The sequence below is a fragment of the Sphingobacterium sp. SGR-19 genome (genome assembly GCF_011043555.1).
Classification (GTDB): domain Bacteria; phylum Bacteroidota; class Bacteroidia; order Sphingobacteriales; family Sphingobacteriaceae; genus Sphingobacterium.
In genome coordinates, this window is record NZ_JAAKGS010000001.1 from 663,986 (window position 1) to 678,277 (window position 14,292).

Consider the following 14,292-nt stretch of genomic DNA (forward strand, 5'->3'; position numbering starts at 1 on the left):
TTCAAAGACAGGAAACTTCACCGTGTAGGAAATACGGGAAACCGTACGGCTTTCAGTCACTAGCCTACTTGTCTTGTCACAAATTTGGTTAATATTCGTGGCAGTCGACAAGATGTTGCTGTATCCATTGCGAGCTGTTCTAATGCACTTCTGATAATTTTAAGATCTGACCATTTACTATGACCTCAGGATCCACTATCCGTTTTTTAGTTTTTAACTTTTTATTTTTCAACCCTTTGCTCCGGATTCTATCAATCCACTGCTTTAAATTTAATTTCTGATTAATTTTATCCATAAGATAAAAGTCATCCTCGAAAAAGTCCTGTTCTTCAATGATCCCTGTTCCCAAACAACTTCTAATTATTTCCCTCATTATTAGATTTATCTCCACATTTTCCGGACTTTCAAAATATTCAGCTGTGAGGAAATTGTATTTTGATTGAAACCACTCTGCATAATCTTTAGATTTCAGGACAATTCTATTATCAAACATCACTAAACCCTTTGTAAACCAAGAAATCTCGGCAAGGGTAACTTCTCCAATCTGACACATATCCCGAAGTGTATAGTCTATCCTATCAGCTGATAAATATGGTAGCGGGTATTCTAGAAGCTTAAATTTTTCCGTATCCATAAACGTCGTTCTATCAATCTGATATTTCTTCAACACCGCGTTTAATTCACGATCCTTTAAAACTTCGTGATATCTTTGTTCATGGTAATCCTCTTCTTCTACTTCAAGTACATAATCAATTAAATGAGAAAATGCGGTATGCGAAATATCATGAATTAATCCGGCAATTTGTTCTTCAATGCTTCCTCCTAGTTTTTTTATAATGAGCATTACTCCAATCGAATGCTCAAATCTTGTATGATTTACTTTCGGGTTACTCAAAAAAATAGAACCTCCTTGGTGAATTTTCTTCAATCGCTGAAAGACATCTGTATTTATGATTTCTTCAAACACTCCTGAAATTTCAAACTCTCCATATATTTTATCTACATATTTCATTTAGCGCTATTGTCCGTTTTGCGTGGAGTTATACCGAGACTGCTGCACGAGGCATTCGATATCTGCCATACTATGCTTCAAAATGGCTTAATGGTTAAATTTACGGATTTTGGGGGAGTATCGGGTCAGAAAATGTAAATAGATATATCGCTGAAATAAAGAAATAAGTCGAATTCCTTTAGGAAAACCATATAATTAAGTTTACGACGTTAAAAAATGTTGCAGTATTATTTTACGTAATAGACAATTGTACTTTTAGATATACAAAAGCAGTAAATGACGCACCCCTCTATCTGACAAGTTTAATCGTTCAGCCATAGGTTTCCTTACGGGAAGCCGTATGGTTGGGTCGAATGAACTAAATATGTTTGTGAAATTTTTAAACTATGTATAAAACGATACTTTCCGGATTATTAATTTTATCCCTCACTGCTTGCAACAGTTACAAATACGGCACCGAGGGGTCTGCCGAAAAAAGCAATCTGACCATCGGGGTGGTCAAAAGCAAAGTTGTCAAAGGAGAGACAACGCAGGATGAAATCCTTAAACTATTCGGCTCGCCTAATCTGGTATCGAAAAACAAATCCAACCGCGAGGTATGGAGTTACAACAAAATGTCTGTCGAGAATAAGGCTGGTTCAACAGATTTCTTTGCGGGGCAGCGTGCCAGCCAAAGTACCAGTAGTAAATCTTTCGATCTGATCATCACTTTCGATGATAACGATGTTGTTGCCGATTATTCTGTCGTATCCACTGCTTATTAACCTTAGTCTATATACCAAAATGAAGAAAATTATTACATGCTTATGTGCTGTAGCGCTACTAAGCTCGTGTGCTACGCAAATGATTACCAAAACGCCGGCTGAAGTGAAGATGATGACGACCAAACAGTTTGAATCTGACCAAGATTTGGTATTTAAATCCGCTATCAGCTTACTGCAGTCCGAGAGCTACATCGTAGACCGTGCCGACAAGGAAACGGGATTGATCAACGCGAGCAAACGTATAGAGAACAAAAATGCCAATATGCAACGGGCGTTATGGGGCAGCTCGAAAGACGCGAACACCTCCAAAGCGATGTTCTACGTGGAGGGTATAAATGAAGCGGTAACGGAAGTGAAGATTACGTTGTATGAAGGTGCTGAGTCCAGCCGCAGTGGTTACTGGGGCCAGGTGAATAAGGACACAAAGGAACAGATGATTTACGAGCCTCAGGTTTATCAGGCTTGGTTTCAAAGCTTACAGGCTGAGATTGAGCGGAGAAAGGCGCTGGGAAGATAGTGTTTGCGCAGAAGCCATTCACTTGTGGGATGGCTTTTGCTTTTCCAGGCTTTTGGCTGGCTGATTGATGAATTTTAGTCTTTTTACCTGACGTAAAAGACTGATGAGATTTCAAGAAACTCCGACCGAGCTATACTACCGGCTATTTATAAGCTGCGTAATCAGCTTGACCATCAATTCTTTTTCCTGAGGGTCACTCTGGGCTACTAATAAGGCCAATGTCACCAAGGCATTGTCATTGATCTTTATTTCACCGTCCCGTTTAAATCGATGTTTATTCTTCTCTAAAAACCACACGAACATAAAAGCTCCAATACGTTTGTTACCATCAGTAAAGGGATGGTTTTTAATGATAAAATAGAGCAGATGGGCAGCCTGTTCTTCTATACTGGAATATAAATATTGCCCCGTGAATGTCTGCACAACACTTTGCAATGTTCCCTCAAAGCTGTTATCTTTCTCATTGCCGAATAATGCGGTTGCTTCTTTTTTACCTATTAGCTGTTTCTTAAGTTCAGCAATGGCAATCTTTGCTTCGGGATAATTAATCTCGTAAGTAATATTCTCGTTGAGCTTTTTCGGTTCGATAGAATTGCTATCGAATTGGTTCAAAAGAACAAAGCTCTGGGTATACTGTGAAATGATATCCATAATACCCCTCGCCTCGTCTACATTTTCTAAATCTTTTGCCTTTTCGGCAATGAATTGCACAGTCTGTTGTAACTCGTCCAGACGTTTTTGATTGATAGTGTAACCTTGAATAAGGTACTCTTTCAATCGTTGGGTTGCCCACTGACGGAAAGCGGTACCTTGTTTGGATTTTACCCGGTAGCCTACAGATATAATAACGTCTAAATTGTAATGTTCGACTTGGTACACTTTACCATCTGAAGCAGTTGTCGCAAATTTTGCGACAACTGAACCGGCTTCTAATTCTCCTTCCGCAAATACATTACCTATATGCTTACCAATGGTTTTGATGTCCCTATCAAACAACGAAGATATCTGTTGCCGATTTAACCAGACAGTATCTTTATCAAATTGCACCTCAATCTGGGTTCGATTATCTTTTGTTTGATACATTAAAATCTTGCTCATAGCTTTATATTCTTTGGTTGAAGCGAGCTTCAATTGGTCTCTTTTACAGTTGTACGCTAATATATTGTGGACGCAAATATACTATTCTTTTATACTAAAAAAAATAGTAACAAACCCCATGGAATAGCTATGGACTCGGCTCATGTTGAAAACAATAGCCATTGACATTTTTTGTCATACGCTTGCAGCGAGCGCCCGCTTTGGTAATTCCCCGACATCGAATAGAAGTACTTCGCACACCTTTTGCCTCTCCCGGTCTGATTCCCAATCCTGACGAAGAAGCATTACTTTGGCCAGCTTGATCTGGCCGACATTGGCTGCACGGAGAAAGTCCCAATTTTCTAGCGTCAGAAACCGTCAACTTTGTCGATACATTCTTAACGTAACGACAGGTAGCTGTATGATATTTTTGGCCAGAAGGTGTCTTGTAGACTGTCTGTCCAATTACTATCGAAACGCTTAAAATAAACCCAGCAATAAGTAAAGCTCTAATCATGGATAGTCAATACGATCTTAAAGATAGCTATTTAAAGCGTAAGCGTAGAAAGTATCTTCTTCTTCATATCCATAGTTATTTTTTATTTAAGGCAACTCGTGTGATTGCTGAGTTGGGCTCATTTTTAATTGACTTAACATCTCGGCTCGTACATCAACCTGATGTGCTATCAGTTTGTCGTAATCAGATTCTTTGTCACTCATCTTCATGATAAGGATGAAAAGCTCCAATGAAAGGAAGAAAAACAAAAACAGGCCATATACAAACATACCTACCCAGCTTTCTGCTACAACTTCTTTCAGCAGAACGAGTTCATCTAGAAAGCCGGTCGCTTCCTTAAGCTCCTGCTCCTTTTTAGTTCGTAATTCTGTGATAGACTGGCTCAATTCAAATTTTTTCTTATTCAGTTCGCCTATTTGGTTTTGTAAGAATTCAAATTCTATTTTCAGCGGATTGTCAGCCACCGTCGTATTAATATCTTCTGTTGCACTTATTCGCCTTCCTAGACTATCTCGTGTAACGCTCCCTGTGGTATAACGGGTAACGATCACAGGCCTTTTTTGCAACTCTTCGCTTAAACTGAACAGTTTTTTATTGGAGCCATCCAACATGCTATCTATTTCCGCGACTTGGCGACGTATATCGACTTCGCTGATCTTTATTGCTTCTTCTACTCTTAAGCTCAGTACCTGCGATTTTCGCAACTCGATATCATCTTTGAAGGTAAATTGGTCCATGATCATCGCTCCCAATAATGCCATAACCAATCCAAGGATTATACGGAATACCTTACCTCCCCAACTGATGTGGTGTGACAGAATAATAATACGCTCTATCTGTAGAATGATAAAAGACATGAGCAACCCTCCTATTATTCCCCCTGCTTCTCCTATATGGAGATACCTCGTCGCAAAACAATAGCCGATAAAAAACCAAACGAGCATAATAATCAACAAAGCGCCGGTATATTTTTTGGCATTTTTCACGCTCTGTTCGCTAGAATTTCGAATCAAAGGATAGCTTAATCCGGTTAAGAAACAACAAAACTTTAAATAAGTATGATGAGCTTTCATAACTTAAAATGATTTAGTTAACAGACTTGCCTGTGTGATAGATGCCATACCTTTCGTAAAGCCTCGTTGGTACGAGAGAATCGCTCGCTCACAATAACCATTGTTACTTTTCAACGAAGTATCTATTTCGTTCACTTTCTGAATGTGCTCCATCAGATCGGTCTTGCGACTTTTTAACTCTTCCACTAGATCCACCAATCCCGCTCGCGATCTAGACAGGATGTGAAAATCCAAATCCTTTAAAAGGGAATCATGGTATATTCTGACTTTTTGGATGATAATCTCCAAGTCATATTTAATCAGTTGGACATTCTCTCTTTTATAGCTTTCATCGGGGCTAACCATAGCATCATTAAAGCCTTTTGTTTCAAAATCCCCTTCTAGATAATGGTAAATGGCTAGGATTCCTTTGGTATTCGATGAATACCCATCAGAAGATATGGGATTCTTTTCGATAAAGACTTCTTCTTTAATATCCTTGACAGATCGGTCTTCTTTGACGGATTCTGGAACCGGAGGAATAGAGGCATCGTTTCTTCCGAAGATGTTTTTGAATAAAGCTGTCATATTTTTTATTTTAAATTACTATTGATGGTACTTTGTACAGGTAATGCCCTCGTTGGTGGCAAGTTTCACAGAGGGTAATCATCAGAACATGGGGGTAATCCCAAGGTTCTTTGAATTTCCTTGTTTTGATATCGAAATGGTATTGTCTATGATGTACTTGCAATTTTTCTTTGGCCCCACAGTTCACACATTGATGTTGATCCTTCTCCAAAATTTCTTTCCGCTTCTTTTTCCACCTTTCATCTAACAAGGACGCACCATACGTACCGTGGGTATGTTTACGCAAGAGTTCTAAAATAACGGTCATCGGTATAATTTCAAGTGAACTCCGGGGATAATCTTTACACGTCGTCTAAATTTCCATGCCATGATCATTCATATTTAGTCATCTGGTTATTGTTAATGATACAAATGTATGGCCTCCAATGGTTTTGATTTTACGGCTTCCCGTAAAGCAGCCATTTTGTATAAAAAAAGAGACTGCCGATTGCAGCAGTCTCTAGGTTAGAATTAATAATTGGGAATATTATTTGGGTACTTTCCCCCATAAGCCTTGTTTCGCATTACGCGCCTGTTTTTGCAGATCGATAAACTGCTCCACATGCTTTACATTGGGTGGATAGGTATCGACTACGGCGTAGCCTCGTTCGACCAACGAGGCATTGAGAAACGTTCCGTCCTCCAGATAAATGTAGGCTAATCTACGTTTGTACCTATCCATAGCTTGTACATCAAACTCCAGGCGTACCCATTGATGCTCTGTCTTAGACTGAACGTATTCTTTGGATTCGGTTGCAAAGTATCCTTTTTGCTTCCAGCGGGAGTTCCGTGTTTCCGGCGCATCAATGCCGATGAAGCGCACTTTGAAGGATTCTTTACCGTTGTCCACCCAAAACGTATCGCCGTCGATAACTTTAGTGACGTAGGCGTAGCCTTCTTTCCATCGTTTTTCCTTTTCTCTGCGAGGCGGTTCATTTTCGCGGGGTGTACTCGTGACTTCCTCGGTTTCGCCTTTAACGCTATAAACGTAGTCTGACTGACTCTGGCAGGCTGTGGAGATATAGCATAATAACACCGATAAAACGGTAAAAATGTAACGGTTCTTCATCGTGCAAAGATAGACTTCGGTGTGCTAAATTATGCCAACGTCTTTACAATAGGCGACGAGTTGTTCATTCTTTGAAAAACCTAGAACAGTACGCATGAGGCCTAGTCTTTTTTCGACACTACTGAGCCCGGAAGGCTTCATATTCTTCTCCTCCAGATAGGAAGGAATGTTCTTCTGCGGCACCCCTTCTGCCAACAGGGAAATAATATAAACATCAAAAGCCGTGAACTCATGACTATGTTTTTCCTTTAATGATTCTTTAACCTCGGGTGAATAATACGTTCTATTGTTATAAACAGTTTGCAAAGCTTCTTTTAGATGTTGTGCGTCGCGACGTGCCTTACGGACGTAGCCGTCAATAGTCTTCTGTTTAAACAGCTCATCGATAACACTGGAACGTGTTTCTGCTGAAAGTACGATTATTTTTAAATCTGGCTGAACTTGTTTTACTGCGCGAACGAGTTCTGTGCCGTGGGTGATCTGCTGCGGCGTATTGTCATCCTCAAAAATCAGATCGGTAATCAACAGGTCGTAGGGTTCGTCCTCGTTCAGCGCTTTTTTTATCCAGTTTAACGCGTGGTCACAGTAGTAGACATACTTTGCCTCTTGAATACCTAAGTCATGCAGTGTTTTCTGAACCGAAATATTGGCTATCTCGTGGTCCTCAGCGATCAATATTTTTTTAAACATACATCTCTTCTTTTAGAAAATGGGAATAGCGATTTCTACTTTCAATCCTTTTCCCAGTTCGCTAGCAAAAGTAATTTGCCCTTCTATATTTTTCATACGGGAAACCGTATTCTTTAAACCATTTCCTTGAGAATCTACATTTTTCATCCCAACACCGTTGTCTTTGTAGTATATTTTTAATTGTGCGTCGGTTTTCTCAAAACGGATGATCACTTGATCTGTATGACTATGTTTTCGCATATTGACCATGAGTTCCTGCAACACATGCTTAATTTCGGTTTTCACATTTTCGTTGACATCGTCCCAGAGTTGACTTTCATTCCCTACGATGAGTACTTTGTGCTGCTCGTTGGCAAATGATGTTAATAGTTCGGTTATCTGTTGCGCATAGGTCTGTTCGGCGGGGAAGGATTCTTCGGCTTCATAGGATATGTCACGGGATTTATGATAAACGCCTTCCAACTTATCCAGAATTCCTTCCCGATCGATAGCTTCTTTGTTTTCTATTTCGCTCATCACCCGGTAGATGCCGTTGGCTACGACATCGTGAACTTTGCGGGACGTTTTAAGCTGGCTGGCTTTGATTTTATGCTGTGCTTCGAGTTCCAGCCGTTGTTTACGCTTTCTGTACCAAAATCGTCCCCCTAGGACGGAGAGTATGAATAAAAATACAAGGCTTCCGGTAAAAAACCGTTGTCTTGTTAGTCTATTGATTTTTTCTGCATTTTCCTTCTGTAATCGCAGGTTATCTGCCTTATTTTTCTCTACTTCGTATCGAATGAGCGCAAACTGATTTTTAGCCGCGGCTCTAGCTTGATGCAAACTATCGGTAAGTAATTGGTAGGTATGAAAATATTCTTTTGCCTTTCCTTCCGGACTTAGTTCGATGAGCTTACTTAAGGCATAGACTTGGTCGTCCGGACTTTGGATTTCGTTGGCTGTGTCGTACATTTTTCTTGCATACCATAATGCGGAATCGGGGCGTGTATGGGCGTAATAATCCGTGAGGTGAACGTAACTGGCATGCAGCCCCCATTGGTCGGTTTCCTCTTTCCGGATAGTAAGCGATGTCAGCAATTCGTCCGCGGCTGGGTACGTAGGGTCAGCAAGCCATTTCGTTCTGGCCAAATTTGACAGGACCCGAGCGTACTGTCTCCTATTATGCTGAACGCTATGGTAGATATCTGTATAAATCTGTACGGCTTTATCATAGGCTTTAAGATTCTGATAACTTATCGCCATATTGTTCTGATAGATCAGGCTATTCAAGGAGTCTTGGGAAAACTGGAGCGCTAACTTATAGAACGCTAAAGCCTGTTCAAAATCGTTAAGTTTTCCCGTAGCAGCCCCGAGATTGTTATAGTTCGTACTGAGGTATATATGGTGTTTAGGGTTGCTCTTGTCTAGATAATCTACTGCCTGCAGCGCGGTTTCCTGTGCGCCAAAATGATCGCCCTGGTCTTTTTGTGTAATGGCCATGTTGATGAGGCACTTAGCCACGCCGAGGCTATCGCCACTTTCGAGAAATAATTGTCTCGCTTCATCAAAAAAGAAAAATGAGCTATCGGCTTTTCCTTTTTCAATGTATTCATAAGCTATATCGAAGGCAACATTTGATATTGGAGTTTTCTTTTCTTCATTATTTTTTATACACGAAACACCAAATAACAAAAACAGATATAGCGAAACTTTCTTCACAGGTTAATTTTTATTCTAATATATATACTATTTCGCTCTTATAAAAATACTCAACAAAAAAAGGCAGCCATAGGCTACCTTTATTAAGTTGATTGGGCTTATTGTTAATTATTTTTAGGCGGTCTTGGCGTATCCGTTTCTCCACCATGATCCCCTGATTTTTGAACAGTTTGCTGTCCAGATTTATTACCATTGTGAGCTGCGTCACCACCTTGTCCAAATAATAGGGCTAAAATTAAATACCACATTTTTCAAAAATTAAAAGTCAAAAACTTGGTAGGTCCACGTGCTCCATGCACGGGATTGCTACGGTTGTTTCAGAAGGCCTTCTGAATTTTTGGGAAGTGGGAGTTTCCATCGCGGGAGACAGTAACTGCTTCCCAAACCGGCTAATGCCTACCGCGACTTCTTCTCTTTTTGGAATCTCTTTCGTATCTTTCCTGGAAAGAACTAATCGGTGTTTTAACTGATTCCGAAAGCAAATTTATGAGCAACAAAATCCTAAAAACCAATGTTTTACGATATTTCCGATATTTCCGGGATCATTCCGGTTCTTCCGGCACATTGCTGGAATTTCCGATGGATTTACGTGGGTTTTAGGATTGCTCTGTTTACGGATTTCCGTAATTTCCGGTAATCTGATTGATTTATTTTTGTTAAAATGTTTGAAAAATTCCAAACGGCGGTGAGAAACGCCTACCTAGATTTAAAGAATGAAGGTCATCTCCATTTCGATAGAGTATATCCTTCTCCGGGAGAGCTTAGATCCTGGTGTTTAAAACGTTACCTAGAAAATCTCAATCATGATGACGAAAAAGTCTTTATTGATTTTTTTAATAGCGGAAAGTCCTCAAAGGATCTCTCCGTTCTTATCGAAAAATTTGATTTGGACAAGCTAAAGCCCTTGCGGAGTTTTATAAATGGTGATACGAAGAAAAGACCAGACGAAAATATCGTGAAGTTGCTAGCGATTTTGATAGACTTCAAACCTCGTCCCTACAAAGCTTATCACTGGGGTGAACATGTATATCCGGGTGATCTGAATGAGGGTGAAGAAAATTCTTTGGCTTCAGGTTCGGACTCCGACAGCTCATCTGCAGAGTGGCCCTCCACAGATGGAGCAGAAAAGGAAGACGGTACACTAAAAGCTATTGAACAGGCAGAAGTTGAAAATAAGGAATATAAAGAGGACACGCTAGAAGCGATAGAAATCAAAGGAAGATCGAAACACAATAAACTATTATATGCGGGAGTTGGTGTGGTTATTGTGACGGTGTTGTTTGCTGTTTATAATATATTTACGCCTGCGGATTGTATGTGCTGGAACGGGGAACGGTATGTGGGGATCGATTGTCAGGATAAAGATCAACCTTATCAGGTTATTGGTTTGGACAAAAGCAAGTTGGTCCATTTTCAGAAAATTACGCGTACAGACACGTTGAACCATGAGGATGTTGGAAAGGTTTGGTACTCGAAGATCAATAATGAAGTGGAGTTTTTCACCTATCCCGGCCATCACCCGGTAGAATACGGACGATCACTGAAAGCGGCCACTGAACACATTATTGACAAATATGCAGGGAGACGTGCAACGGACGAGTGATGTGACACAGTTCAGTTTACACTACCAGTATTGAAAAACAATCATGTACAAGTTAGCATTCTAAATGTATTCATACCTGACATATACCAAATTCCTCCTTCGTTAGCGTAAATACGCGTGATACCAATATCAGAAAGATGGTTTTCGAACCGCCAAGGAGGCGTTTCCTAATAATTTATTTGTCAATTTTGTGTATGTCTGTTTTATAAACATTGGGGTCGAATAGCTCCATATATAATTCTGGCTTTGGCAGTTTACGAAAGCCATACTTTTCATAAAGCCAATCAGCTGTGGATGTCAATAAAATCCACCGTCTTAATCCTTGTAAATTCGGATGTTTAATTACAGCGTCCATTAGTTTTTTTGAAAGTCCTTGTCCTCGATAAATATCCAAAACATAAATGTCTCCCAAGTAAGCAATAGTTGAAAAATCCGATATGATTCTTGCAAACCCAATCTGTTTGCCGTTATGAAATAGTCCGAAGTTTAAAGAATTGTCAATTGAAGTCTTCACTCTTTCAATGGGAATATTGTCACTCCAACCTGAATATTTTGATAGAAAGTCGTGGATTGCAACTATATCCATTTTTGATTTGTCTGTCGTAATTGTAAAGTCGTCAAAAGTGATTTCAATTATTTTCATTTCGTACTCATTTTTATTTCAGTTTTATCTATTTGGTTGGTCTTCGCCAATCACCGCTATTCCTGCGGTGGTGAATATTTTACAATGTCAATACCAACTCCGTTTGGGTCTTGTATAGCAAAATGCCGATCACCCCACGGTTCGTTGCGAATGTCTATTTTGATTTCAGTTCCTTTTTGTTTCAGTTGGTTGTAGATACTATCAACGTCGTCTACTTCAATGGTTAGATAAACTCCCTTATTTTGAAATGGCGATTGAAACAACGATTGCTGACTGGGGTGGTTTGGAAGTAAAAAGCTTATTTCCGCTTCGTGATTGGGTGTGTGCAACAAAAGGTAAAATTCATTTTCAAATGTTACACCAAAACCCAATATTTTGGTGTAAAACTCTTTTGTTTCTGCTAATTTCGGTGTTACGATACCTGCGTTTAATTTCATCTTAATTTGTTTTTTAGTTGTTGAACTTGATTGAGAAAATACATTTGCAGTTAAGCAAAATGTGGCAATGATTAAAACTATCCATTTCATTGTTTTTGAAATTGATTAACGATACAAAGTTCAAACAAGTGAAGTGGATAGAATAGTAAAAATCGGACAACCTTATCTGCCAAATGCCTTGCTTGGCGTAACACCGTAAAAATTTTTGAACTCTTTTATAAAATGTGATTGGTCATAGTAGCCTGCGTCAAAGAATAATTTATTCTGCCACAAACTTTGCTTTGAGGGCTTTGCTCTTAAAATATTTTGAAAACGAATAACTTTGCTAAATGTCTTGGCAGTATCTCCGACATAAAACTCAAAAATTCTGCGAAGTTGTCTTTGACTGATACCTGTGTTTAAGTCTTTCTCAACATCAAGCACGCCAAAGTTTTGTAAAATGATGTCTATTGCATTGTATAATCGGTTGTCGTTATCAAATTCTATTTTTTTAATTAGTTCGAGAAAATAATTGTCAAGCAAGACTTTGATTTCTTCCTGCTTTTGTTTTTCATTAAAACTATTTGAAATAAAATTGGACAGATACGGAACAACCAATTGCAAATGTTCATATCGGTTGCTTAATTCCATTGCGTTAATTCTGAAAATTTGCGGAAACATGGTCGGCAAAAAACGAAGACCAACATAGTTGAAAGTATGATCAAGCGGAAATTCTGTAAACTTTTTGCAGAAACCCATTACATAATTTTCCTGCGGGTTGTTGAGTTCAAAATAAATATCAATGCAACCGTCGGCTACAACACGATAATTAAATTGTTCGGATAATTCTTTTGTGGTTTTTAGTTGCCAATAGCAATAAAGGAATGGTTGAAGTTTGATGTCGGGCAGAAATTCAGTGTATATTACATTATCAGCCGATTGTCTGACAGTCGGTTGGACAGGTTTGTATAGGCTTCTTATTTCGGTCGTAAAGTTCACTATTTATCGTTTAAATATTTAATGTTTCCACAAAGTTAGCTTCAGTCGGCAGTCTGCACTTTGGAAAAATGCGACAATTTAAAGTTGTGATGGAGAAAGCCCCGTATTTCGTTTAATTTCATTGGTAAGATGTGAATGGTCGTAATAACCACATTCAAAAGCAATATCAAAAAAACTTCGATTTTTATGTGATTTTTTGATAATACTCAATGCTTTCTGAAAGCGAATGATATTTGAATATTCTTTTGGGGATAGTCCAACGAACTTTTTAAAGTTCCGCTCTAATTGTCTTACAGTTGTAAAATTACGTTTTGACAGTTCGTAAATGCTGATTAGTCCGCCTGTAGAATGAATATCCTCAATAACCAATTGCAATGGATTGTTTTTTATTTTCATTCTGTCAGAAAAAAATTGGTTAAGATAATCAAATGGGTTGTCAAGGATTTTATCGACATTAAATGAATTGGATTTTTCAAACTCAATGGTATCGTTCATCAATTCATTTTGAGAAGCATAATTATAGAAATTTGCAAAGGTTGCAGGTTTTAGGCACACACCCATTAAATGTGTATTACTACCAATAAAGCTATCTTTAAAAGAAGTCATTGCACCAACTACATATGTCTTTCCAAATTCCAAAGAAAGTGAGCCATTATCTGTTAAACAAGTATCTCCCAAATTCATCAATACACCTGCACAGCCGTCTGGAAAAACACGTTCCAATTGGCTTTCAAGTTTATTTCCTTTTAACTCCCAATAGAAATGAATAAAGGGTTTTAAGTCTTTGTGGGGGTTTGTCTTTTTATATTTCATTTATTTTTTTGACGGTTCTACAGTGAACACTAATCTGTTTATAGATACAACAAAATTACAAAATATTTCCTGCTGTTTGTTTTCATGTTATGCCAAAGCAGACCCAAGATTTTTGATTGATAGTATAGCCTTGTATAAGGTACTCTTTCAATCGTTGGGTTGCTCACTGACGGAATTGTGCTGAGTGGTATATCGGAAATTCCGACATACGACTTCTTCTTCCAACTCACCGTCTTCAAATATGTTTTTCATGTGCTCTATAACCGTTGTGCGGCCCTTTTGACAGTCCGCCATTTCAAGACACGCGATATAAATCCACCGAAATAATATCATCAATACTCAGCCCATAATACCGCGCTATCCTGACCAACAAATCTATCGGCGGCTCGGCCATGCCATACTCATGTGTGTTGGTATGCCTGCCATAATGAAAGGCTTTTTTGACAGAGCATTTCTACCAGGAATAACTTTTGAAAGCAATAAGAAAGGTATTAGCAAAGGTTTGTTGAATGCAAAAACAGCAAGGATTATCACCACAGCAGGAGATTTATCCATTGACACCTATGAAGAGATATATAAGTCAAGTGGACTCGTTCAATTGGAAAAAGGCATTTTAGCATATTGTGGTGTATCTTCTATTCAAAGTGCTTTTATCGGACCCCTGTACAACATGAATGAAAATGATAGAATAAAATCCTTGGAGAATATTGCTTCAATGGCCTTAGATGATGTTAGTAATACTCATTAGAACGTAGAATAAGCTAAAGTGATTGTAATCGGTATTTCAATGAATAT

General features: G+C 38.8%; 18 protein-coding genes. 4 read left to right on the plus strand and 14 right to left on the minus strand.

The genetic code is table 11. The features are described 5' to 3' along the window. Window positions 1-139: 139 nt before the first annotated feature. Complete coding sequence (locus G5B43_RS02935; protein WP_165293200.1) at window positions 140-1,012, minus strand: HD domain-containing protein; 873 nt, start codon at window positions 1,010-1,012, stop codon at window positions 140-142. A 386-nt stretch (window positions 1,013-1,398) separates the two neighbouring features. Here G5B43_RS02935 and G5B43_RS02940 point away from each other — a divergent pair, with 386 nt between their 5' ends. Together G5B43_RS02940 and G5B43_RS02945 are read left to right on the plus strand one after the other, a co-directional pair. Next, on the plus strand, window positions 1,399-1,776 hold the full coding sequence (locus G5B43_RS02940) for a hypothetical protein (protein ID WP_165293186.1): 378 nt from the start codon (window positions 1,399-1,401) through the stop codon (window positions 1,774-1,776). A 19-nt stretch (window positions 1,777-1,795) separates the two neighbouring features. After that, entirely contained in the window at window positions 1,796-2,293 is a 498-nt protein-coding gene (locus G5B43_RS02945; protein WP_165293187.1) for a hypothetical protein, read from the plus strand. A 135-nt stretch (window positions 2,294-2,428) separates the two neighbouring features. Here G5B43_RS02945 and rhuM read toward each other — a convergent pair whose 3' ends face one another. From rhuM to G5B43_RS02990, 9 genes are all read right to left on the minus strand, one after another. Continuing rightward, on the minus strand, window positions 2,429-3,391 hold the full coding sequence (gene rhuM, locus G5B43_RS02950) for a virulence protein RhuM/Fic/DOC family protein (protein ID WP_165293201.1): 963 nt from the start codon (window positions 3,389-3,391) through the stop codon (window positions 2,429-2,431). 127 nt (window positions 3,392-3,518) lie between these two features. Beyond that, window positions 3,519-3,887 (minus strand): DUF5763 domain-containing protein, encoded by a 369-nt coding sequence (locus G5B43_RS02955; RefSeq protein WP_165293202.1) that lies wholly within the window; start codon window positions 3,885-3,887, stop codon window positions 3,519-3,521. A gap of 86 nt (window positions 3,888-3,973) precedes the next feature. Further along, window positions 3,974-4,960, minus strand: a complete 987-nt coding sequence (locus G5B43_RS02960) for a DUF4407 domain-containing protein (protein WP_165293203.1) — start codon at window positions 4,958-4,960, stop codon at window positions 3,974-3,976. Between the two features lie 3 nt (window positions 4,961-4,963). Then, complete coding sequence (locus G5B43_RS02965; RefSeq protein WP_165293204.1) at window positions 4,964-5,527, minus strand: hypothetical protein; 564 nt, start codon at window positions 5,525-5,527, stop codon at window positions 4,964-4,966. 10 nt (window positions 5,528-5,537) lie between these two features. Then, window positions 5,538-5,834, minus strand: coding sequence for an HNH endonuclease (locus G5B43_RS02970; RefSeq protein WP_165293205.1), 297 nt, complete (start codon window positions 5,832-5,834; stop codon window positions 5,538-5,540). Window positions 5,835-6,053: 219 nt separating this feature from the next. Next, window positions 6,054-6,635: a thermonuclease family protein gene (locus tag G5B43_RS02975; RefSeq protein ID WP_165293206.1), complete on the minus strand. Its 582-nt coding sequence runs from the start codon at window positions 6,633-6,635 to the stop codon at window positions 6,054-6,056. A gap of 24 nt (window positions 6,636-6,659) precedes the next feature. After that, window positions 6,660-7,325 (minus strand): response regulator, encoded by a 666-nt coding sequence (locus G5B43_RS02980; protein WP_165293207.1) that lies wholly within the window; start codon window positions 7,323-7,325, stop codon window positions 6,660-6,662. A 12-nt stretch (window positions 7,326-7,337) separates the two neighbouring features. Next, complete coding sequence (locus tag G5B43_RS02985; RefSeq protein ID WP_317167463.1) at window positions 7,338-9,023, minus strand: ATP-binding protein; 1,686 nt, start codon at window positions 9,021-9,023, stop codon at window positions 7,338-7,340. A 104-nt stretch (window positions 9,024-9,127) separates the two neighbouring features. Further along, window positions 9,128-9,271: a hypothetical protein gene (locus tag G5B43_RS02990; protein WP_165293208.1), complete on the minus strand. Its 144-nt coding sequence runs from the start codon at window positions 9,269-9,271 to the stop codon at window positions 9,128-9,130. 413 nt (window positions 9,272-9,684) lie between these two features. Between G5B43_RS02990 and G5B43_RS02995 the strand changes: the two genes are divergently transcribed. After that, complete coding sequence (locus G5B43_RS02995; RefSeq protein WP_165293209.1) at window positions 9,685-10,626, plus strand: hypothetical protein; 942 nt, start codon at window positions 9,685-9,687, stop codon at window positions 10,624-10,626. Window positions 10,627-10,801: 175 nt separating this feature from the next. Here the strand turns inward: G5B43_RS02995 and G5B43_RS03000 are convergent, their stop codons facing one another. The 4 genes from G5B43_RS03000 to G5B43_RS03015 form a co-directional block, all read right to left on the minus strand. Next, window positions 10,802-11,269, minus strand: coding sequence for a GNAT family N-acetyltransferase (locus tag G5B43_RS03000; protein WP_165293210.1), 468 nt, complete (start codon window positions 11,267-11,269; stop codon window positions 10,802-10,804). A gap of 56 nt (window positions 11,270-11,325) precedes the next feature. Next, the gene (locus G5B43_RS03005) at window positions 11,326-11,796 is read right to left on the minus strand and encodes a VOC family protein (RefSeq protein ID WP_206367207.1); all 471 of its coding nucleotides are present in this window, start codon (window positions 11,794-11,796) and stop codon (window positions 11,326-11,328) included. A gap of 72 nt (window positions 11,797-11,868) precedes the next feature. After that, the gene (locus G5B43_RS19605; RefSeq protein ID WP_165293211.1) at window positions 11,869-12,684 is read right to left on the minus strand and encodes a DUF6597 domain-containing transcriptional factor; all 816 of its coding nucleotides are present in this window, start codon (window positions 12,682-12,684) and stop codon (window positions 11,869-11,871) included. Window positions 12,685-12,762: 78 nt separating this feature from the next. After that, window positions 12,763-13,497: a helix-turn-helix transcriptional regulator gene (locus tag G5B43_RS03015; RefSeq protein WP_165293212.1), complete on the minus strand. Its 735-nt coding sequence runs from the start codon at window positions 13,495-13,497 to the stop codon at window positions 12,763-12,765. Between the two features lie 415 nt (window positions 13,498-13,912). Here G5B43_RS03015 and G5B43_RS03020 point away from each other — a divergent pair, with 415 nt between their 5' ends. Continuing rightward, on the plus strand, window positions 13,913-14,245 hold the full coding sequence (locus G5B43_RS03020) for an NAD(P)H-dependent oxidoreductase (protein ID WP_165293436.1): 333 nt from the start codon (window positions 13,913-13,915) through the stop codon (window positions 14,243-14,245). The last annotated feature ends 47 nt before the right edge of the window (window positions 14,246-14,292 follow it).

Bases quoted from the DNA above. Each gene is read 5' to 3' on its own strand.
- G5B43_RS02935 (WP_165293200.1), bottom strand. From the start codon at position 1,012: ATGAAATATGTAGATAAAATATATGGAGAGTTTGAAATTTCAGGAGTG.
- G5B43_RS02940 (WP_165293186.1), top strand. From the start codon at position 1,399: ATGTATAAAACGATACTTTCCGGATTATTAATTTTATCCCTCACTGCT.
- G5B43_RS02945 (WP_165293187.1), top strand. From the start codon at position 1,796: ATGAAGAAAATTATTACATGCTTATGTGCTGTAGCGCTACTAAGCTCG.
- rhuM (WP_165293201.1), bottom strand. From the start codon at position 3,391: ATGAGCAAGATTTTAATGTATCAAACAAAAGATAATCGAACCCAGATT.
- G5B43_RS02955 (WP_165293202.1), bottom strand. From the start codon at position 3,887: ATGATTAGAGCTTTACTTATTGCTGGGTTTATTTTAAGCGTTTCGATA.
- G5B43_RS02960 (WP_165293203.1), bottom strand. From the start codon at position 4,960: ATGAAAGCTCATCATACTTATTTAAAGTTTTGTTGTTTCTTAACCGGA.
- G5B43_RS02965 (WP_165293204.1), bottom strand. From the start codon at position 5,527: ATGACAGCTTTATTCAAAAACATCTTCGGAAGAAACGATGCCTCTATT.
- G5B43_RS02970 (WP_165293205.1), bottom strand. From the start codon at position 5,834: ATGACCGTTATTTTAGAACTCTTGCGTAAACATACCCACGGTACGTAT.
- G5B43_RS02975 (WP_165293206.1), bottom strand. From the start codon at position 6,635: ATGAAGAACCGTTACATTTTTACCGTTTTATCGGTGTTATTATGCTAT.
- G5B43_RS02980 (WP_165293207.1), bottom strand. From the start codon at position 7,325: ATGTTTAAAAAAATATTGATCGCTGAGGACCACGAGATAGCCAATATT.
- G5B43_RS02990 (WP_165293208.1), bottom strand. From the start codon at position 9,271: ATGTGGTATTTAATTTTAGCCCTATTATTTGGACAAGGTGGTGACGCA.
- G5B43_RS02995 (WP_165293209.1), top strand. From the start codon at position 9,685: ATGTTTGAAAAATTCCAAACGGCGGTGAGAAACGCCTACCTAGATTTA.
- G5B43_RS03000 (WP_165293210.1), bottom strand. From the start codon at position 11,269: ATGAAAATAATTGAAATCACTTTTGACGACTTTACAATTACGACAGAC.
- G5B43_RS03005 (WP_206367207.1), bottom strand. From the start codon at position 11,796: ATGAAATGGATAGTTTTAATCATTGCCACATTTTGCTTAACTGCAAAT.
- G5B43_RS03015 (WP_165293212.1), bottom strand. From the start codon at position 13,497: ATGAAATATAAAAAGACAAACCCCCACAAAGACTTAAAACCCTTTATT.
- G5B43_RS03020 (WP_165293436.1), top strand. From the start codon at position 13,913: ATGCCTGCCATAATGAAAGGCTTTTTTGACAGAGCATTTCTACCAGGA.